Source organism: Streptomyces sp. NPDC001220, assembly GCF_053597895.1.
The window spans coordinates 533,378-550,594 of sequence record NZ_JBSFJE010000004.1; the positions used below are offsets into that span (position 1 = coordinate 533,378).

Annotated in this window: 28 protein-coding genes and 1 pseudogene; 19 read left to right on the top strand and 10 right to left on the bottom strand. The window is 70.5% G+C overall.

What is annotated here, in order from left to right; translation table 11 throughout:
* Window positions 1–15 precede the first annotated feature (15 nt).
* The 6 genes from ACWDGI_RS13000 to ACWDGI_RS13025 are packed head-to-tail and all read left to right on the top strand — an operon-like array spanning window position 16 to window position 2,891.
* Window positions 16–729 carry a GvpL/GvpF family gas vesicle protein gene (locus ACWDGI_RS13000; protein ID WP_450758300.1) on the top strand — a complete coding sequence of 238 codons (714 nt, stop codon included), beginning with the start codon at window positions 16–18 and terminating at the stop codon, window positions 727–729.
* A 10-nt stretch (window positions 730–739) separates the two neighbouring features.
* The gene (locus ACWDGI_RS13005; protein ID WP_450758302.1) at window positions 740–982 is read left to right on the top strand and encodes a gas vesicle protein GvpG; all 243 of its coding nucleotides are present in this window, start codon (window positions 740–742) and stop codon (window positions 980–982) included.
* A gap of 39 nt (window positions 983–1,021) precedes the next feature.
* Window positions 1,022–1,429, top strand: a complete 408-nt coding sequence (locus ACWDGI_RS13010; protein ID WP_450758304.1) for a gas vesicle protein — start codon at window positions 1,022–1,024, stop codon at window positions 1,427–1,429.
* Window positions 1,422–2,252: a GvpL/GvpF family gas vesicle protein gene (locus ACWDGI_RS13015; RefSeq protein ID WP_450758306.1), complete on the top strand. Its 831-nt coding sequence runs from the start codon at window positions 1,422–1,424 to the stop codon at window positions 2,250–2,252. The genes ACWDGI_RS13010 and ACWDGI_RS13015 overlap by 8 nt, the downstream gene beginning before the upstream one ends.
* Window positions 2,249–2,491, top strand: coding sequence for a gas vesicle protein (locus ACWDGI_RS13020; RefSeq protein ID WP_450758308.1), 243 nt, complete (start codon window positions 2,249–2,251; stop codon window positions 2,489–2,491). The genes ACWDGI_RS13015 and ACWDGI_RS13020 overlap by 4 nt, the downstream gene beginning before the upstream one ends.
* A complete protein-coding gene (locus ACWDGI_RS13025) occupies window positions 2,481–2,891 on the top strand; it encodes a gas vesicle protein K (RefSeq protein WP_450758310.1) in 411 nt (136 codons plus the stop codon). Before ACWDGI_RS13020 ends, ACWDGI_RS13025 begins: the two co-directional genes overlap by 11 nt.
* A gap of 125 nt (window positions 2,892–3,016) precedes the next feature.
* Here the strand turns inward: ACWDGI_RS13025 and ACWDGI_RS13030 are convergent, their stop codons facing one another.
* From ACWDGI_RS13030 to ACWDGI_RS13055, 6 genes are all read right to left on the bottom strand, one after another.
* On the bottom strand, window positions 3,017–3,172 hold the full coding sequence (locus ACWDGI_RS13030; RefSeq protein ID WP_450758312.1) for a DUF6131 family protein: 156 nt from the start codon (window positions 3,170–3,172) through the stop codon (window positions 3,017–3,019).
* A gap of 87 nt (window positions 3,173–3,259) precedes the next feature.
* Window positions 3,260–3,868 carry an alkaline shock response membrane anchor protein AmaP gene (locus tag ACWDGI_RS13035; RefSeq protein ID WP_450758314.1) on the bottom strand — a complete coding sequence of 203 codons (609 nt, stop codon included), beginning with the start codon at window positions 3,866–3,868 and terminating at the stop codon, window positions 3,260–3,262.
* Between the two features lie 31 nt (window positions 3,869–3,899).
* Window positions 3,900–4,610 carry a DUF6286 domain-containing protein gene (locus ACWDGI_RS13040; RefSeq protein WP_450758316.1) on the bottom strand — a complete coding sequence of 237 codons (711 nt, stop codon included), beginning with the start codon at window positions 4,608–4,610 and terminating at the stop codon, window positions 3,900–3,902.
* A gap of 70 nt (window positions 4,611–4,680) precedes the next feature.
* Window positions 4,681–5,094, bottom strand: coding sequence for an Asp23/Gls24 family envelope stress response protein (locus ACWDGI_RS13045; protein WP_450758318.1), 414 nt, complete (start codon window positions 5,092–5,094; stop codon window positions 4,681–4,683).
* Window positions 5,091–5,261: a hypothetical protein gene (locus ACWDGI_RS13050; protein WP_450758511.1), complete on the bottom strand. Its 171-nt coding sequence runs from the start codon at window positions 5,259–5,261 to the stop codon at window positions 5,091–5,093. Before ACWDGI_RS13050 ends, ACWDGI_RS13045 begins: the two co-directional genes overlap by 4 nt.
* Window positions 5,262–5,342: 81 nt before the next feature.
* Window positions 5,343–5,840: an Asp23/Gls24 family envelope stress response protein gene (locus ACWDGI_RS13055; protein ID WP_450758320.1), complete on the bottom strand. Its 498-nt coding sequence runs from the start codon at window positions 5,838–5,840 to the stop codon at window positions 5,343–5,345.
* A 157-nt stretch (window positions 5,841–5,997) separates the two neighbouring features.
* Here ACWDGI_RS13055 and ACWDGI_RS13060 point away from each other — a divergent pair, with 157 nt between their 5' ends.
* From ACWDGI_RS13060 to ACWDGI_RS13080, 5 genes and pseudogenes are all read left to right on the top strand, one after another.
* Window positions 5,998–6,573 carry an RNA polymerase sigma factor gene (locus ACWDGI_RS13060; protein ID WP_450758321.1) on the top strand — a complete coding sequence of 192 codons (576 nt, stop codon included), beginning with the start codon at window positions 5,998–6,000 and terminating at the stop codon, window positions 6,571–6,573.
* Window positions 6,564–7,241, top strand: coding sequence for a hypothetical protein (locus ACWDGI_RS13065; protein ID WP_450758323.1), 678 nt, complete (start codon window positions 6,564–6,566; stop codon window positions 7,239–7,241). The genes ACWDGI_RS13060 and ACWDGI_RS13065 overlap by 10 nt, the downstream gene beginning before the upstream one ends.
* Entirely contained in the window at window positions 7,238–7,606 is a 369-nt protein-coding gene (locus ACWDGI_RS13070; RefSeq protein ID WP_450758325.1) for a hypothetical protein, read from the top strand. Before ACWDGI_RS13065 ends, ACWDGI_RS13070 begins: the two co-directional genes overlap by 4 nt.
* 43 nt (window positions 7,607–7,649) lie before the next feature.
* A pseudogene (locus tag ACWDGI_RS13075) lies at window positions 7,650–7,805 on the top strand (ANTAR domain-containing protein); the annotation flags it as partial.
* Between the two features lie 270 nt (window positions 7,806–8,075).
* Window positions 8,076–8,534, top strand: coding sequence for an ATP-binding protein (locus ACWDGI_RS13080; protein ID WP_450758327.1), 459 nt, complete (start codon window positions 8,076–8,078; stop codon window positions 8,532–8,534).
* 11 nt (window positions 8,535–8,545) lie between these two features.
* Here the strand turns inward: ACWDGI_RS13080 and ACWDGI_RS13085 are convergent, their stop codons facing one another.
* The gene (locus tag ACWDGI_RS13085; protein ID WP_450758505.1) at window positions 8,546–9,403 is read right to left on the bottom strand and encodes a SigB/SigF/SigG family RNA polymerase sigma factor; all 858 of its coding nucleotides are present in this window, start codon (window positions 9,401–9,403) and stop codon (window positions 8,546–8,548) included.
* Window positions 9,404–9,678: 275 nt separating this feature from the next.
* Here ACWDGI_RS13085 and ACWDGI_RS13090 point away from each other — a divergent pair, with 275 nt between their 5' ends.
* The 3 genes from ACWDGI_RS13090 (at window position 9,679) to ACWDGI_RS13100 (ending at window position 11,041) form a co-directional block, all read left to right on the top strand.
* Window positions 9,679–10,188: an SRPBCC family protein gene (locus ACWDGI_RS13090; protein WP_450758329.1), complete on the top strand. Its 510-nt coding sequence runs from the start codon at window positions 9,679–9,681 to the stop codon at window positions 10,186–10,188.
* Between the two features lie 125 nt (window positions 10,189–10,313).
* Window positions 10,314–10,475: a hydrophobic protein gene (locus tag ACWDGI_RS13095; protein WP_450758331.1), complete on the top strand. Its 162-nt coding sequence runs from the start codon at window positions 10,314–10,316 to the stop codon at window positions 10,473–10,475.
* Between the two features lie 194 nt (window positions 10,476–10,669).
* Complete coding sequence (locus ACWDGI_RS13100; RefSeq protein ID WP_450758333.1) at window positions 10,670–11,041, top strand: PRC-barrel domain containing protein; 372 nt, start codon at window positions 10,670–10,672, stop codon at window positions 11,039–11,041.
* Between the two features lie 95 nt (window positions 11,042–11,136).
* Here ACWDGI_RS13100 and ACWDGI_RS13105 read toward each other — a convergent pair whose 3' ends face one another.
* Window positions 11,137–11,322 carry a hypothetical protein gene (locus ACWDGI_RS13105; RefSeq protein WP_450758335.1) on the bottom strand — a complete coding sequence of 62 codons (186 nt, stop codon included), beginning with the start codon at window positions 11,320–11,322 and terminating at the stop codon, window positions 11,137–11,139.
* A 130-nt stretch (window positions 11,323–11,452) separates the two neighbouring features.
* Window positions 11,453–12,385: an alpha/beta fold hydrolase gene (locus ACWDGI_RS13110; protein ID WP_450758337.1), complete on the bottom strand. Its 933-nt coding sequence runs from the start codon at window positions 12,383–12,385 to the stop codon at window positions 11,453–11,455.
* Between the two features lie 213 nt (window positions 12,386–12,598).
* Between ACWDGI_RS13110 and ACWDGI_RS13115 the strand changes: the two genes are divergently transcribed.
* Both ACWDGI_RS13115 and ACWDGI_RS13120 read left to right on the top strand, forming a co-directional pair.
* Complete coding sequence (locus tag ACWDGI_RS13115) at window positions 12,599–13,213, top strand: TetR/AcrR family transcriptional regulator (protein WP_450758339.1); 615 nt, start codon at window positions 12,599–12,601, stop codon at window positions 13,211–13,213.
* Between the two features lie 100 nt (window positions 13,214–13,313).
* Window positions 13,314–13,712, top strand: coding sequence for a nuclear transport factor 2 family protein (locus ACWDGI_RS13120; RefSeq protein WP_450758341.1), 399 nt, complete (start codon window positions 13,314–13,316; stop codon window positions 13,710–13,712).
* A gap of 163 nt (window positions 13,713–13,875) precedes the next feature.
* On the opposite strand, the gene ACWDGI_RS13125 is transcribed toward ACWDGI_RS13120, so the two are convergent.
* Window positions 13,876–14,391, bottom strand: a complete 516-nt coding sequence (locus tag ACWDGI_RS13125; protein ID WP_450758342.1) for a CGNR zinc finger domain-containing protein — start codon at window positions 14,389–14,391, stop codon at window positions 13,876–13,878.
* Between the two features lie 199 nt (window positions 14,392–14,590).
* Between ACWDGI_RS13125 and ACWDGI_RS13130 the strand changes: the two genes are divergently transcribed.
* The 3 genes from ACWDGI_RS13130 to ACWDGI_RS13140 are packed head-to-tail and all read left to right on the top strand — an operon-like array spanning window position 14,591 to window position 17,133.
* Complete coding sequence (locus ACWDGI_RS13130; RefSeq protein ID WP_450758346.1) at window positions 14,591–15,460, top strand: alpha/beta fold hydrolase; 870 nt, start codon at window positions 14,591–14,593, stop codon at window positions 15,458–15,460.
* A 46-nt stretch (window positions 15,461–15,506) separates the two neighbouring features.
* Window positions 15,507–16,367: a DUF427 domain-containing protein gene (locus tag ACWDGI_RS13135; RefSeq protein WP_450758348.1), complete on the top strand. Its 861-nt coding sequence runs from the start codon at window positions 15,507–15,509 to the stop codon at window positions 16,365–16,367.
* 34 nt (window positions 16,368–16,401) lie between these two features.
* The gene (locus ACWDGI_RS13140; protein WP_450758350.1) at window positions 16,402–17,133 is read left to right on the top strand and encodes an SDR family oxidoreductase; all 732 of its coding nucleotides are present in this window, start codon (window positions 16,402–16,404) and stop codon (window positions 17,131–17,133) included.
* Window positions 17,134–17,217 lie beyond the last annotated feature (84 nt).

Here is a 17,217-nt window from a genome sequence, read left to right on the forward strand (position 1 = left end):
GAGAAGGAATGAGCCATGGCCGTATACATCTACTCCATTACGGGCAAGCAGCACCCGCTCCGCCTCGACGGTCTCAACGGCGTCGGTGAACCCCCGGCGGCCTTGCGGACAGTGACGGCCGGGCCGCTGTGCGCCGTGGTCAGCGACGCGCCGGAGGATCTGCGCGCCAAGCGCCGCGACGTCCTGGCGCACCAGGAAGTCCAGGAGCGCCTCATGGCGGACGGCACGGTGCTCCCCATGCGGTTCGGCCTCGTCGCCGAGAACGACGAGGCGGTCCTGGCGGCCCTGGAACAGAATGCCGCGGACTACACGGACCGGCTCCAGGCACTGGAGGGGTGCAGCGAGTACCACCTCAAGGCGTCTCAGGACGAGGACGCGCTGCTGCGGCAGATCCTGCGGGAGTCGGACGTGGCACGAGAGCTCAACGACGAGATCCGCGGCGGCTCCGCCGCCCCCGACGCCTCGCTGCGACTGGGGGAGCTGGTCACCCAGGAGGTACAGGCACGGCAGGAGGCGCTGGCGACGGGCGTGGTCGAAGCTCTGCGCCCCTTCGCCCGCACGCTCGAATCGTCCCAGCCGACGGGTTCGGACTTCCTCAACGTGTCGTTCCTGGTGACCGGGGACCGCGAAGAGGCTTTCCTGACCACGGAGTTGAGTGTCGCCCATCAGATGGGCGACGACTTCGACTTCCGGCTCAACGGCCCCCTGCCCCCTTACAGCTTCGTCTGAAGGAGTTCCCATGGGCCTGTTCACCCAGCTCGTCACCCTCCCCCTGGCCCCCGTGCGCGGTGTCGTATGGGTCGTGGAGCGGGTCCGGGAGGAAGCCGAGAACCAGTACTACGACCCCGCACCGGTGCACCGCGAACTCGCCGAGCTCGAACGTCTCCTCGTCGCGGGAGACATCGACGAGGAGACGTTCGACCGGCGCGAGGACGAACTGCTCGACCGGCTGGAGGAGATCCGCGCCCATCGGCAGGGCTGACACTCCTGATCCGGCACGAGGGAATTCGAGGCCGCAACCGTGACTGAACCCCTGGCCAACAGGCTTGGTTCCTACCCGTCCCGAGCGGCGCAGCCCTACGGGCAGGGCTCCTCCGCCAATCTCGCCGACATCCTCGAACGGGTACTCGACAAGGGCATCGTCATCGCGGGCGACATTCAGATCAACCTTCTCGACATCGAGCTGTTGACCATAAAACTGCGCCTCCTGGTCGCCTCCGTCGACAAGGCGAAGGAGATGGGCATCGACTGGTGGGAGCACGACCCCGCGCTCTCCTCCCGGGCCAGGGGCGATCGGTCACTGGCCGAGGAGAACCGCCGGTTGCGGGCCGAGATCGATGCTCTGCGCCAGGGCAACGCCCTGCCCCTGGAGGAGGAAGCGCCCCGGCGCACCGGCGGCCGTCGCCGCGGAAGTGCTCGCGATGAGTGACCTGCTGACGTACGCGTACGCGGTGGTGCGCGACATCGAGGGACTGCGGGAGGCGGCCCCGCCGCTCCGGGGCGTCGCCGGCGCCCCGGTCGGCCTCGTCACCGGAGCCGGCGACGAACAGCTGGCGCTGGTGGTGAGCCGGGTGCCCGCACAGGACTTCCAGGAACACGCCCTCAAGCAGCATCTCGAGGACCTGGAATGGCTGGAGGCGGTGGCCCGCGCCCACCACGGCGTCATCGAGGCCCTGGCCGAGCGCACCACCGTCCTCCCCTTCCGCCTGGCGACCGTCTACCTCGACGACCAGCGCGCCCGGGAGGTACTGGAAGCAGGGCGGACCGTGTTCGCCGATCGCCTGGCCCGGCTCTCCGAACATGTCGAATGGGGGGTCAAGATCTATGCCGAGCCGTCCGCGGTCCCCGCGGCCCCGGCCCTTCCCGCGGAGGACCTGACCCCCGGGCGCGCCTATCTGCGGAACCGCCGGCAGCAGCAGAGTGTGCGCGACACCGTGTACCAGTCGGCGCAGAAGGCCGCCGAGCGGGTGGAGACGGCGGGCCGCAAGCACGCCTCCGACCGGGTCCGGCACCGCGTACAACAGGGATTTCTCGCCGAGGCGGCCGGCAGCGCCGACGTCGTCGGCGAGAACGTCGTCAATGACGCGTACCTGGTGCCCCTGAACCGTTGCGACGACTTCCTGGCCGACGTGACGCACGCCGCCGACGGGCTGGACGGGGTACGGGTCGAGGCCACCGGCCCCTGGGCTCCGTACTCCTTCGCCATGCCACCCGGTGAACCCGGCGGTACCGCGGAGGGAGCACCCCCGTGATCACGCCCGACCGGCAACCCGAGACGGAGCGCCTGCCCCAGCGGCAGGTCGCTCTCATCGACCTGCTCGACCGACTGCTGACCGGTGGCGTCGTCCTCACCGGTGACGTCGTGCTGTCCATCGCCGACATCGACCTGGTGCGGGTCTCTCTCCGTGCCCTGATCGTTTCCATCAGCGAGCAGAACCCCTCGCCGTGGCCGAGCACGGGCCCGCTGCAGGGTGGCGGCCATGACGGCTGAGGGTGAGAGCCGGCCGCCGTCCCGCGCCGACGAGGTCGCGGAGGCCGCCGCCCGCGCCTTCCGGCTGCTGCCCGCCGCCCCGCGCGACCTGGACCTTCCGGGCGGCGAGGGCTCCCGTTCCCCGGCCCGGCGGATCAGCTCCGACCGCGACACCGTCGAACGGGACCTCCTCAAGCTCGTCCTCACCCTCGTGGAACTGCTGCGTCAGCTGATGGAACGACAGGCCCTGCACCGCGTCGACCGAGGAGACCTCACCGAGGACCAGGAAGAACGCCTGGGCGCCACCCTCCTGCTCCTGCACGACCGCATGAGCGACCTGTGCGCCGAGCACGGACTGACCATGGAGGACCTCAACCTCGACCTCGGGCCCCTGGGCACGCTGCTTCCGCCCTCCGACTGAATCCCGGTGACCGCCGAGGGCCGAGCACGCGCCGGCGCCCGAGCCGGCCGAAGCCGGGTCGGGCGCTGCACAGCGGGTCAGAGGGGTAATCCCCGGCTACTCGCACCGTAGGCCGTGCCGGGCGGTCACCAGTAGTGGCGTCGACCCGCGACGGCGTGTCCCATGCCTCCGAGGAGCCACAGGATGGCTCCGATGACCAGCAGGATGATCCCGATGGTCCACAGGATGGATATCCCGGTGACGAAGCCGACGACGAGCAGGATGATACCCAGGATGATCATGGTCTCTCCATGGGGGAAAGGGTGCCGAGGCCCCGGCGAACGGCCAGCGACCGCAGGGGGTGGGCACAGGGGCGGGTGGTCTTCTCCTTACTCCGCGCGGTGCGGTCTGTGGCCGGCGACCTGCAGGCGGACCTCGGTGGGCAGGTGAGAGGACCCGGTGGACCGACGGGCGGTTCGGAGCGGGCCCTCCCACAGGGCGCCGAGGACGGCGCCGGGTGCCGCCTGAGAGGAGAGAGTGAGGCCGACGCGGGTGCGGGGATGCGCAGGACGGCCAGTGATGCGTACGGCCGTGTGTTCAACGCCCGGCAGGGCACCGGCTTCGGCGGCGATCGCGTCGCTGAGCGCGCGGTCGCGCACCTCGACGCCCTCCTGCGGGGGCGTGCCGCCGATGGGCAGTGTGCCGGGGCGGGGCCGGCGCAGTTGGGCGAGCAGCCACCACAGGGCGAGCAGGACGACGAGGACGAGGGCGGCGATGACCGCGGGCCACCACCACCAGCCCTGGCTGCTCCAGCGGGCCCGGTCGGCGGAGCCGAGCAGGACGTCGGCCGGGGTGGTCAGGGGCCAGCCGGCGGGCGGCACCAGATGGTGACTCCGGTAGATGTCGAGCCCGGCGAAGAGGATCAGCAGACCGCCGCCGAGCAGGACCAGCCCGGCGAGGGCCAGCAGACTGCGGTTGACTACAGGTTGCGGCGTCATGGTGCGGGCTCCGGTGCTGATGGTTTCTCGGTCAGTCGGTGCGCCGTCGTACCCGTACGACGACGCGGGGAGGACGGGCGAGGGCGAGCTGGTCGCGCTCGTCACCGAGGACGGCGGTGAGGTCGTCCTTCACCTTCCGGGGGTCGCGGAAACGGACGTCCGCGCTGGCTTTGACGCGGTGGCGGCGCACCCGGACGCGAGCCTTACCGACCCCGGGTACCCGCATGGCGGCGTCACGTATCAGATCGGCGGCACCGTCCCGGTCCAGGGCGGCCCGCAGCCCGGCCGCGGGGGAGCGCAGGGGCAGCCAGCGGCGTAGGCCGGGAGTGAGGGCCAGCACGAGCAGCCAGACGCCGAGGGCGGCCGCCACGGCGGCCCCCGTGAGCATCCACACGTCGTTCAGCGGGCGGGTCGCCAGTTCGTCGGCCAGGTGCCGGCGCCAGGCTGCCGCAGGGCGTCCCGCCCGTACGGCGACGACGTCGAGCAGTGCCGCGCCCGCCGCCACGAGAACCACCGAGGCGACCAGCGCGGCCGGAAGGCGGCGCGCGGACCATGGCCGATGGGTTCGGTGCCCTCTGCCGGGCTCACCGGCCGTCAGATTCGGTGGCGGCGCGTCGTGTCCGGGGAGACCGGGCTCCGCCGGTCGCTCCCGCGGCTCCTCGGTCTCCTTCGCCGGCGGCACCGCGGCGGGGCGCGCGGACGGCGCGGAGCCGCGGACGGGCGGGTCCGGGTCGGGTGTCATTCCGGTCCTCCTTGCCTACGCGGCGAGGCTTCTTGCGTGACGAGGCCGGCCGCACCGGCCGAGGGGCGGCTCACCGGACCCGTCCCCGGTCGGCGCCGGCGGCGGTCACCAGCCGCCGGACGGTGAGCGTGACCTCTCCTACCTCCAGACCGGTCAGTTGGGCCACCCGTTCGGCGACGTCCTGCCGTATCCGCTCGCACATCCCGGGGATGTCGGCGGGGTAGGGCAGGTCCATGGTCAGGTGCACCCGTACCGACCCGGTACGGGTGGCCGCGGAGGCGGCGGGCGCCGCCGGTGCGTCCCGGTCGGGCGGTACGGCGGCGCGCCGGGACTGGGCCGTGCGGGCGGCCTGCGCGGCGATCCGGGCGACCACCTTGTCCGGTATGACGGTGGCGCCCCGCTCGGCCGGGGGCGGCAGGCCGGCGGCCCGCGCCGGGGGGCCGGACCCTTCGCCGGGGGGCGGGGCACCGGGCCGGGTGTTCACCGCTGCCTCCGCGCACGGAGGTCGAGATCACCCTGCACGGCGAGGCCGACGATCAGCCCCGCCGCCCCCAGCACGAGAACGAGCAGGAAAGCCCAGAAGCCGCCGAAGTAACCGGCGAAACCCAGGGCCATACCGGCCGCGAGGCCCGTCGTCGCTGCGTTCATCATGTACTCACCCGTCTCGCGAACGTCCCTGTCGCCGTGATCGCCCGCGCAGGCCCGCGGACACGGCGCTGGTCACGGCTGCGGTCACCGCACGCGGCCCTCGTCCGGTTCGGTCCGCCCCTCCTCGTCCTCGTCGTCGGGGAGGTTGACGTCGTCGACGACGATGTTCACCTCGACGACCTCCAGCCCCGTCATCCGCTCCACGGCGCTGATCACGTTGGCGCGTACGCCGCCGGCGACGTCGACGATGGAGACGCCGTACTCGACGACGACGTCCAGGTCCACCGCGGCCTGCCGCTCGCCGACCTCGACCTTCACTCCCCGCGTGACGCCTCCGCCTCCGCCTCCGCCGGGGACGCGTTCCCGCATGGCGCCGAAGGCACGGGCCATCCCCGCTCCCAGGCTGTGGATGCCGGGTACCTCGCGGGCGGCCATGCCCGCGATCTTGGCCACTACGCCGTCCGCGATGGTGGTCTTCCCCCGTGTCTCGGCCGGAGTCCCGGCCCCGGTACGGCCCTTCAGCGCGCTCACGCCCGCATCGGCCCGGCCGCCCCCGCTGACGCTGGTGATGTTGTCCGTCATGGCGGTCGCCTCGATCGGTCAGTGGGAGACACCTGCGTGGTGCCGTCAAGAGGTTGGACACACGTGACGGCGTCCTTCTCACGCTCAACACATGTGATGTGCATCACATGGACATGTGTGGGTACTCGCACGTTCCAAGCCCTGTGCGGGAGTTGTCATGATCGAACGCACCGCTTCGCCACGGCTGGAATGCGACCTGCCGGACGGACTGCTGGCCGTACGGGCGGCCGAGGGAGACGAGGACTCCTTCGCCGTTCTTGTCCGACGGCACAGCCGGTCCCTGCTGACCCTGGCCCGCTGCATGCTCGGCAACCCCCAGGACGCCGAGGACGCGGTCCAGGACGCCTTCGTCAGCGCCTGGCGACGACTGCCGGAATACCGCCAGAGCGCGGAGTTCCGTACCTGGATGTACCGGATCACGGTCAACCGTTGCCTGACCATGCGCCGGCGCCGACTGCCGCCCCTCCCGCTGAACACCGTCCTCGAACCCGCGGCGGGCGACCCGTGGAGCCAGCCCGACCGGTCCGCCGAGCGGGACGCGACCGCCGCCGCCCTGACCCGCGCGCTCGCCGAACTGGACGCCGGGCAGCGGATCTGCTGGATCCTGCGGGAGGTGCAGGGCCTGCCCTACAAGGAGATAGCCCTCGAGACGCGGACCAGCGAGCCGACGGTGCGCGGCAGACTGTTCCGGGCACGCCGATCCCTGCAGGAGGCGATGGGCCCATGGCGCTAGACGACCCGCACCCGCAGCCGTCCGCACCGCCGGGAGCCGACGGGCCCCGCACCGGATCGGCCACCGCGGACGTGCCACCGTTCCCGGGGGACGAGACGCTGCCCTGCGGCCGCCTCCTCAGCCGGGTCTGGGAACAGGCCCAGGACGAGGCAGCGGCCCGGGACCCGCACACCGTCTCCTGTCCGCACTGCCGCGAGGCCGTCGAGGGGCTGGCCACGGTGAACGAGGCCACCCGGGCGCTGCGCGCCGTGGACCCTCCCGGCCTGTCCGCACTCGCCGACCGCGTCATGAACGCCGTCAGGGCGGAGGCCAGGCTGGGACGGCTGCTGCCCCTGGCCGACCCGGACCGCGACCTGCGGATCACCGAGAGTGCCGCGGCGAAGGTACTGCGGCAGGCCGCGGACACGGTCCCCGGTGCGAGGGCGGCGACCTGCCGGCTCACGTCCGCGGGCGAGGGCACCGACGTCCGGGTGACCATGACTCTCGTCGCCGGCCTCGACCGTCCGCTGCCCGAGCGCGTACACGAGGTGCGACGGTCGGTCCTTCACTCGGCCGGTCAGGATCTGGGGCTCGCGGTGACGGCCGTCGACATCGCCGTGGTCGACGTGGCCGAGCGGTGGCCGCCGTCCCTCGGCGCCGGCCTCCGGACCGGTGGTGGTGCGCGATGACCACCACCGGCCCGACCACGATCGTCGGCGTCGTGGCCGAGGCAGCCCTCGCGGTTCCCGGCGTCATCGGCCTGCAACCCCGACTCGCCCAACGCCTCGCGGCAGCCGCCGCGCCCACCCGGACGTCCACCGCGTCCCACCGCACGCCTCCCGAGGCGGGCGTCCGCGCCGAGCGGGCGCCGGACGACCCGGGATGGCACATCGAGGTGCGCTGCGCCCTCGCCGAGCGCGAGCGGCCCCTGGACGTCGCCCGCAACGTACACGACCGGGTGCGGACCGCCGTCGTCTCCCACCTCGCCACCCCGGAGCCGGTCACCGTCACGGTCACGGTGACCCGCATCGTCGCCCAGTGCGACGCGGCATGAGCGCCCTGCGGCGCGACCGGCGGGTGCGGACACCGTCGCCACCCGCCACCTCGTCGGCGAGGCCATGGGCATCGTCATGGGCGGCCACCACCTCACCGAGGAAGAAGCGTTCAACGTGCCGCGCCGCTACGCGCAGGCGAACAACACCAAGCTCCGCGTGGTCGCCCGCCGGGTCTGCGAAGAAGGCAGCCCGTCCTGACCCGAGAGGGGCCGCGCGGACCTGCATGCGGTCAGGGGGCGACGCCCCGGACGCCGCTGACAGTGGATTGGCTTATCGTCAGTTGCTCGGACTGGTCCGTCCGCCGCTGTCAGCGAGTCCTCGACCGAGTTCGCTGGTGTGGCTCCGGCGCCGGACATCGGCCCGGATGCCAGGGGAAGGCACGCTCGAACCGGTCGGCCGGTTCGAGGAAGAATTACATGAGTCGCGCCGGGCGGTCGCCGGTCGACAGGGGAACGAAGGTGACGAAGAGTGGAGCCTGCCGACAGCGACGGCGAAGGGCAGCCGAGTACCCGTCTCATAGCCACCGCCGTCTCGTTGGGAGGCGGCGATGCCTGTATCGCCGAAGCCCGGCACCACGCGGCAGAGTTCCTCGGCCGGGCACGGGCCGACCATGACGTGGCAGTCTCCGAGCGGGCCGTCGATCTCACGCGCCTGGTGGTCAGCGAACTGGTCACCAACGCCCGCAAATACGCGCCCGGGCCGCTGCACATGGAGCTGAGCATCGCGGACGGCGTGGTGGAGGTGACCGTTCGGGACAGCGCCCAGGTGCAGCCCGCGGCCCGGTCGGTCGATCCGGGGAGGGTGGGCCAGCACGGGCTGGAGATCGTCATGGCCGTCGTGCAGGCGTTCCAGGTCCGGCTTGAACCGACGGGCAAGAGCGTCATCGCCCGTATCGCCTTGGCCGACGGCCCGGTTGGCCCCCGCTGAGCTCCGCGGGCTCACCCGGTCAGGAGACCGCTGCGGAGCTTGGTCAGGATGCGGCTCAGCAGGCGGGAGACGTGCATCTGGGAGACGTGCAGTTCGCGGCCGATCTCGGCCTGGGTCATCTCCTGGCCGAAGCGCATCTCGATGATGGCCCGTTCGCGGTCGTCGAGCTGCTGGAGCAGGGGTCCGAGCGTGTGCAGGTTCTCGAACAGCTCCAGTGCCGGGTCGGTGTCTCCCAGCGTGTCCGCGTAGGTCGGCGTGCTGTCGGTGTCGTCGTCGCAGCCCGGGGTGTCGATGGAGCCGGCGACGTAGCCGTTGGCGGCGACGAGGCCCTCGATGATCTCGTCGTCGGTCAGGTCCAGGTGGGTGGCGAGTTCCTTCACGGTGGGGGTGCGGCCCAGCTCGGCCGCGAGCGCGTCTTTGCCCTTGGCGAGGCTGACGCGGAGTTCCTGCAGGCGTCGTGGGACGTGGACGGCCCAGGTGGTGTCGCGGAAGAAGCGTTTGATCTCGCCGACGATGTAGGGGATCGCGAACGAGGTGAACTCGACCTCGCGGGAGAGGTCGAAGCGGTCGATGGCCTTGATCAGGCCGATCGTGCCGACCTGGACGACGTCTTCCAGGTCGCCGCCGCCCCGGTTGCGGAACCGGCGGGCCGCGAACCTCACCAGGGACAGGTTCATCTCGATCAGGGTGTTGCGGGCGTACTGGTACTCGGGGGTGCCTTCCTCCAGGGTCTGGAGGCGATCGAGGAACAGCCGGGACAACTCGCGTGCGTCCTTGGGGGTTACCTTTCCGCCGTCCTCGATCCAGGGCAGGTCGTCCGCGGCGGCAGGTGTTTCCGTGATGGTGGCGGCGGTCTCGCGGGCATGCACGGAGAGGGTCACTGTGTCGCCTTCGGTGGAGAACGGGGTGAGCTTCTTCTGCCCCCGTCGGCCGGATGCATGTCCCGGCGGCGTGGTCGGGCTGGATCCGCGCGAACTCGGGCTTCCCGTGGACGAGTTCCGGCCGGATCCACCGTGGCCGGACGGTCCCCGCCCCGTCAACCTCCTGGCACCGGACCTCAGATCCCCGGACTCCGGCTCCGTGCGGTCGCCTGCCATGATTCCTACTCGACAGTAGCTTGATGTTTCCGGTGAGAGGCAGAGCAGTGACCCGGGTATTCACCGTGAGCGGCAGCATCGTCATCGACGTCCCACCGGCGGCCGCGTACCAAGCCGTCAGCCGACCCGGTGACATGGGTCGCTGGAGTCCGGAGAACCTCGGAACGACAGCCGACTGGACGGGCGAGGACGTCACGCCGGGCGCCACGTTCGTCGGACGCAACAAGCGGGGAAGGTTCCGGTGGGTCACGCGCTGCACGGTTACGGCGGCAGATCCGGACCGCCGCTTCGCCTTTCGCGTCCACGCCATCGGGCGAACCCGTCCGCGCCTGCGCGGTCCGATCGCCACCTGGGAGTACCGCTTCGAGCCGGCCGGCCGGGGCACCCGGGTGACGGAGACCTGGACGGACGACCGGCGCGCGTGGCCGGCGTTCGTGGCCGGCGCCTTCGACCGGCTCGTCACTTCGGGCAGTACGTTCGCCGACTTCCAGGTCCGCAACATCGACAAGACCCTGCGCAACCTCAAGCGGGAACTGGAACGGGACCACGCCGCATGAACGCCTCCCGCTCCGCCGAATGGTGAACCCGGTGTCCGGCCAGAGCGTCCCGACGAGTTCTGTTTCGAATTCATAGGCATGGACGGGGGACCGGCGGGCACACGGCGGTTCGGAGGTTGACAATTATGATTCCCCTGCTTCTCGTTCTTCTGCTGGCCCTGATTCTCTTCGGTGCGGGTTTCGCGCTGAAAATTCTGTGGTGGGTCGCGATCGTCGTGTTGGTCCTGTGGCTCGTCGGGTTCGTTGCCCGTCCGAAGGGTGGCAGTGGCCGCTGGTACCGCTGGTAGTTGACCGACAGAAACACTTCCCGTGCGAGGTCCGGAGGAAATTCCGGATTCTGGCCCGAATGCGGGGCGTGTGATCCTGGACGCGGGGCACCCGCGACCAAGGCGGTCGGACAAACCGCCGTGTACGACTGCTGAAAGGGAGGGACCGGCGGAGGTCTCCGCCGTCCCCCTTTTACCGGAGGAGTTGTTTTCGCGTGACTGAGAATGTGTGGAGTTACAAGTCGACCGCGGGCCGTCTTGCGGGCGCCGACCTCACTGGATACAAGGTCGAGGCCACGGACGGCAGCATCGGCAAGGTCGACAAGCACTCCGACGAGGTCGGTGACGCCTACCTGGTGGTCGACACCGGTGTGTGGATCTTCGGCAAGGAGGTCATGCTCCCGGCGAGCACGGTCGAGAGCATCGACCCGAACGAGAAGAAGGTCTTCATCGGCCTTGCCAAGCAGCAGATCAAGGATGCTCCTGAGTTCCACCGCGAGAAGCATCTCGGCGACCAGGGCTACCGCGACGAGCTGGGCACCTACTACGGCACGGGCGGCACCCCGTTCGGCGGCCCGCTCATCTGACCCGGGGCCCGCTCCGAGCACCACGGCCCCGGAACTCGCCAACGAGTTCCGGGGCTCTCGCGTGCCCGGGCGCGCCGGGGAGAGTCGTATCCGACCTACAGGGCGGGGACGTGGAGCGTGGCTGCCGGACTTCCCGTCGTGGCGTTGGCGAGCTCGGTCGGCGTGACCGGAGGGGCGGGTCGATCGGCGTCCTGCTTCGGCAGCAGCAGTTCCTCGTATCTGCCCAGGGCGAGCATCAGGCCGAGCATCAGGGGCGGGATGAGCACCGCTAGCACTGCCATGGCGAGTCCTTCTCCGAGAAGGTGCGCAGGGGGTGGATCGCGAGTGTCCTCGGAAGGCTGGGACAAACCTCCGCGTCGGCCTCCGGTCTTGAAGCGGGCCTCGCCGCTCGAACTGCCGACGGAGCGTCCGTCAATCGCCTTGGGTGATGAAGCCGACCAGAGCGGCGGCGACGGCGTCGGGTTGTTCGTCCGGGATGAAGTGTCCTGCGTCCGGCACGACCATCCCGGCGATGTCGTCGGCCCACAGGCTGAGGGAAGCCGCCATGTCGGGGATGGAGCCGTGGCTGCTGGAGATCCCGAGAACCGGCACCGCCAGGTGCTGTTGCTCAAGGGCCTCGTGGTTCTTCCGCGCCGATTCAGCGGCGTCTCGGTAGTAGGCCAGGGAGGCGCGGAGTCCGCCGTCAGCCGCGACGGCCGCGGCGTACTGCTCGATCTCGGCGTCGTCGAAGGTGTCGGGGGAGAGGGTTTTGACCTTCAGGAACCAGCCGACGTACTCGCGTTCGCGGCCTGAGAGCAGTGTCTCGGGCAGCTCGGGCACGAGATGGAATGCGAAGTGCCAGGTCTTCCAGGCCACCTCGGGGTCGGTCGGAATGGCGTCGGGGAGTGTGACACCCGGGATTCCGGCGTCGAGGAGTGCGACGCCGCGCAGCTCGCTCTCGTACTTCAACGCGAGGGAGAAGGCGACCCACGCGCCGATGTCGTGGGCGGCCAACCAGTATGCAGAGACTCCGAGCGCCTTCACCGCGGCGTGGACGTACGCGGCGACCGTGTGCGTGTCGTAACTGCCGTCCGGGCGTTCGGAGTGGCCCTGGCCCGGCAGGTCGATCGCGATGACGTGGAATCGGTCGGCCAGGTGGGGCATCACCTTTCGCCACGCCCACCAGGTCTGCGGGAATCCAGCGAGCAGCACGACGGCCGGGCCGTTCGGCCGGCCGCCCTCGACGGCATGAAGTCGGATACCGCCCGCGTCGACCCAGCGGTGGGTGAAACCGGCCAGGTCGTGCAACGGCAGGTCGCGGACAGGGTTGTCGGAGGCACGGGCGGAGCTCGCGGGGTCGGTCATCGGTTTCCTTCGTGGGTGTCGGGCGTGCTGGTTCGGTGTGCCGGGCGAGGGGTGAATGCCACGTTTATGTGCGGCCCTTCGAGTGCGAGAACCGGGACCCTCACGCTAGCCATCTTGGATCGATCGGTCAAAGATGACTCGACCGATCGATCCAAGATGCGAGTAGACTCACGGCGAAGGCGCGACGGGGGCGTGAAGGAGGAGGTGCGTGTCGTGTCCGGCAGAAAGCAGTTCGACATCGGCGCGGCCCTGGACCAGGCCATGCGGGTGTTCTGGCAGCGCGGGTACGCGGACGCCTCGCTCGATGCCCTCGGTTCGGCCACCGGCCTCGGCCGGGGCTCCCTCTACGGCGCCTTCGGCAACAAGGAGGCGCTCTTCGGCAAGTGCCTCGACCGCTACTCGTCGATCTACGGCGCGCAGTACGAGCAGGCGCTCGCGGCGCACCCCGGTAATCCGGTGCGGGCGATCGAGGCGTTCTTCGGCGTCGTCCTGGGCCGTATCGCCGACGCGTCGGTCCCCGTGGGGTGTCTCATCGCCCAGTCCGCCGCGCAGTCACCGACGCTGAAGGAGGAGAACAGCGCGCAGGTGCGTGGCCTGATCGACTTGCAGCGCCAACGGGTGCGCGCGGCGCTGGCGGACTCCTCTGCCGACAGCCGGACGCTCGACGAGCTCGCCACGTTCGTCGTCGCCGTCAACCAGTCGCTGGCCGTACTGAGCCGTGCCGGCACCACGGACGCCGAGCTGCGTTCCGTGGCCCGGCTCGCCTGCACCACGGTGGCGGACACCCTCGCCAGGACGGCATCCGCGAACGCGCCCGGCGCTTCCTGAAAACGAGAAAACGAGGGTGCGACTGCCGACGCCGTCAACGCCGGAATCGACGCGTTCCTCGCCGCCCTGCCCGCCGCCGCCCGAACAGGAGCCCACCACCATGACCGACACCGCACGCGCGACCGCCGTACCCGACTGGGTCCTGAAGTTCATGGAAGCCATCGACACCCTGGACTTCGATGAGGGCTTCGCACCGCTGACCGAGGACACCGACATGTATTTCGGCACCGCGCACATTCACGGAGCCGAGGCCATCAAGGCGTTCTTCGTCAAGATCGACGCACCGCTGGACATCACCCATGAGGTCCTGGAGTACTGGGCCGCCGGCGACGGCGTCCGGCTGCTTCGTGGCGAGGCGACCATGAACAAGAAGAGCGAGCCGGACCGGGTGGTGCGCGCCCCGTTCATGCACATCTTCTACCTCGACCAGGAAGAGCCGGTTCGCGTCCGGGCGCTCCGCATCACCGCGGGCCCGCTCCAGACCGACGCCGTGATGTGACCTCTCTCCGGGGGCGGGGCGGCCCCCGACGCCCGGAGGCGGGCGGCCAGGAGCAGCGCCTTCCGGCCTAGCCGCCCCACGTGATGCGCATGGCAGGCCCGCGTGAAGCTCGGCTGCACGGCCGAAACCGCGCACGACGCCGGTGACCACCGCGTCGGGGATGTCACCCGGCCGCCGCGTCGCGGGTGCGCTGGTAGTGGCGTCGTGCCTTCATCCGGTTGCCGCAGACGGCCATCGAGCACCAGCGGGCCCTGTTGGTCTTGCTGCGGTCTATGAGGAACAGGCGGCACTCCGGGTTGGCGCAGGCGCGCAGCCGGCCCGGCATGGCCTCCTGCAGTGTGCTCCAGGCCAGGACGGCGGTCACTGCCATGCGGCGTTCCGCGGGTGCGTCCAGCTCCCACGCCACCCCCGCGGGTGACAGCCGCGGGCGCGAGGTGACGTCCTCCAGCAGCGGGGTCAGCGAGGCGGCGGCCCGGTCGCCGCTCACCACGTCCCGCAGGAGATCACGCGCCTGGAGCAGATGCCGGTGTTCTTCCGCGCTGCCGGTACCCCCATGGGCCAGCTGCCAGGACCTGGCGGCCTCCGGGTCGGCCAGCAGGTCCTGGACGACGCCGTTGACCACGGGCGTGCTGTTGAGGAGTTCCAGCAGCGTGTCCTGCTGCTCCCGGCCGGTCACCATGGCAGCCAGCCTCCTAACCGCATCGACAGACTTGACAGGTTACATCAATGCGGGCTGATGGCCGTAGGCCGGGATATCGCCTGCGTACCGGTCTCCCCCTCCGTGTCCACACCTAACCATCTAACTCGCCTTGACAGGTTAGCTGGCCTGTGCTCGACTGAAGACATAACCAGTGAAGGATGACGGAAGGGTTAGACCCATGGTTCCCGCAGTCCACCACCGCACCGTCACCGTCGACGGCCTCGACGTCTTCTACCGGGAGGCCGGCGATCCGCAGGCGCCCGTCGTGGTGCTCCTCCACGGCTTCCCGACCAGCTCGCACATGTTCCGCAACCTGATTCCGGGACTCGCCGACCGCTACCGCGTCATCGCCCCCGACCACATCGGATTCGGGCAGTCCGCCATGCCGGATCTCGGCGACTTCCCGTACACCTTCGACGCCCTCACCGACGTCACCGCCGGCCTGCTCGAACAACTGGGGGTCGACCGGTTCGCGATGTACGTCCAGGACTACGGCGCCCCCATCGGCTGGCGCCTCGCCCTACGGAACCCGGACCGCATCACCGCGATCGTCACGCAGAACGGCAACGCCTACGAGGAGGGCTTCGTCAAGCCCTTCTGGGACGGCGTCTTCGCCTACGCCGAGGCCCCCGGACCGAAGACCGAAGGTCCCATGCGCGGCGCCCTCACCCCCGAGATCACCCGCTGGCAGTACGTGAACGGTGTCGCCGACCCCAGCCTGGTCAGCCCGGACAACTGGGTGCACGACCAGGCGCTGCTGGACCGCCCCGGCAACGACGAGATCCAGCTCAAGCTCTTCCGTGACTATCCCACCAACGTGGACCTCTACCCGCAGGTCCACCGGTACTTCAGCGACTCGCAGGTCCCGCTGCTGGCGGTGTGGGGCGCGAACGACGAGATCTTCGGCCCCGACGGCGCCCGGGCGTTCGCCCAGGACCTGCCCGACGCCGAGATCCACCTCCTGGACTCCGGGCACTTCGCCCTGGAGAGCCACCTGGAGGCCATCACCGAGCACATCCGCGACTTCCTCGCCCGCGCCCTCGCCTGACGGCTCCACCCGGCACCCCCACCCCGGCACCCGGAAGGAAAGCCCCATGGGACTCTCCTGGCAACAAGGCCCCCTCTCCACCGGCGCGATCGGACACTTCCTCACCCCCGAACCGCTGCCCGAGCGCCTGCTGTTCGCCGAGCGGCTGCGCCGCCGTATGCGCGTGAAGTTCAACGGGACCTGGATCGCCGACAGCGAGGACGTCGTCCTGCTGCACGAGCCCGGCCGTTACCCGGTCGCCTACTTCCCCCGCGAGGACGTCGAGGAGACGGCCCTCGTCGACAGCGGCAGGGTCACCCGCCACAAGGACCTGGGCGACACCGCCTGGTACTCGGTGAGCGCCGGCGACCGCACCACCGAACGCGCCGCCTGGGAAGTCACCGCACCGCCCAAGCACGCCGGCGATCTCGACGGTCGTATCGCCTTCGCCTGGCGCGCCATGGACGCCTTCTACGAAGAGGACGAACGCATCCTCGGGCACGCCGCCGACGCCTACCACCGCATCGACATCCGCACGACCTCACGCACGCTGGAGGTCCGCGCCGGCGGCACCGTGATCGCCCGCTCCGAACACCCCGTCGTGCTCTACGAGTCCGGGTTCGCCCCGCGCTGGTACGTCCCCCGCGCGGACATCGACGAGGCCTGGCTCCGGCCCGTCGAAGGCCAGACCTTCTGCCCCTACAAGGGCCTGTGCGACTACTACGACATCGGCGACGCGCACCGCGCCGCCTGGACGTACCGCGACGCCTACCGCGAGGTGGACCGGATCGGCGATCTGGTGTCCTTCGAGGCGGACAAGGTCGAGGTCCGTCTGGACGGCGAACGCCTGCGTCCCGAACCCGGGCAGAGCGTCGTCGCGCACGGCGCCGACCGCGGCCTGGACGCCGACGAGGTGAAAGCCCGCTGACATCACACCGGCAATCGACGAACGAGGAGTTCTCGTGTCCACGAACCTGAAGGACAAGACCGTTCTCGTGGTGGGCCGCGGCAGCGGGATCGCCCGAGCGGTGAGCGACGCGGCCCTGGCGGAGGGCGCCCGGGTGATCGCGGCCGGCCGCGACCGGGCGGCACTGCGGAAGAGTTACGGGGACACCGAGGTCACGGTCGCCACCGTCGACCTGACCGACGAGGGGTCCATCAAGGCCCTGGCGGCGGAGGTGGGCGCCGTGGACCATGTGGTCTCGACGGCTTCCGCCCGGGCCCGCGGGCTGGTCCCCGAACTCGAACCCGAGGCGATCCTGCTGTCGTTCCACACCAAGGTCGTCGGGCCGATCATGCTCGCCAAGCACTTCGCGCCCACCATGCCGGCAGGCGGCTCCCTCGTCCTGCTCTCCGGTGTGGCCGCGCTCGAACCCGACCCCGGCTTTCTCGGGGTCGCCGCGACCAACGGTGCCGTCAACACCGTCGTACGGTCCCTGGCCGTGGAACTGGCGCCTATCCGGGTCAACGCCGTCTCGCCCGGCACCATCGACACCGGCGCGTGGGACCCGCTGGGCGAGCAGAAGAAGGCCGAACTGTTCGCCAGGCTGTCCGCGGGCAACCCCACGGGTCGCATCGGCACACCCGAGGACGTGGCCCACGCCGTCCTCTTCGCCCTGACGAACACCTTCCTGACCGGCACCTGCCTGGCCGTCGACGGCGGTCAGCCCCTCAGGGTCGCCACGAGCACATGACCCGGAGGCCGTACACACAACGGCCTTACGCACAAGGGCCGTTCGCGCAACGGAGGTTCGCGCAACGGCCCTTCGTGCGAGTGG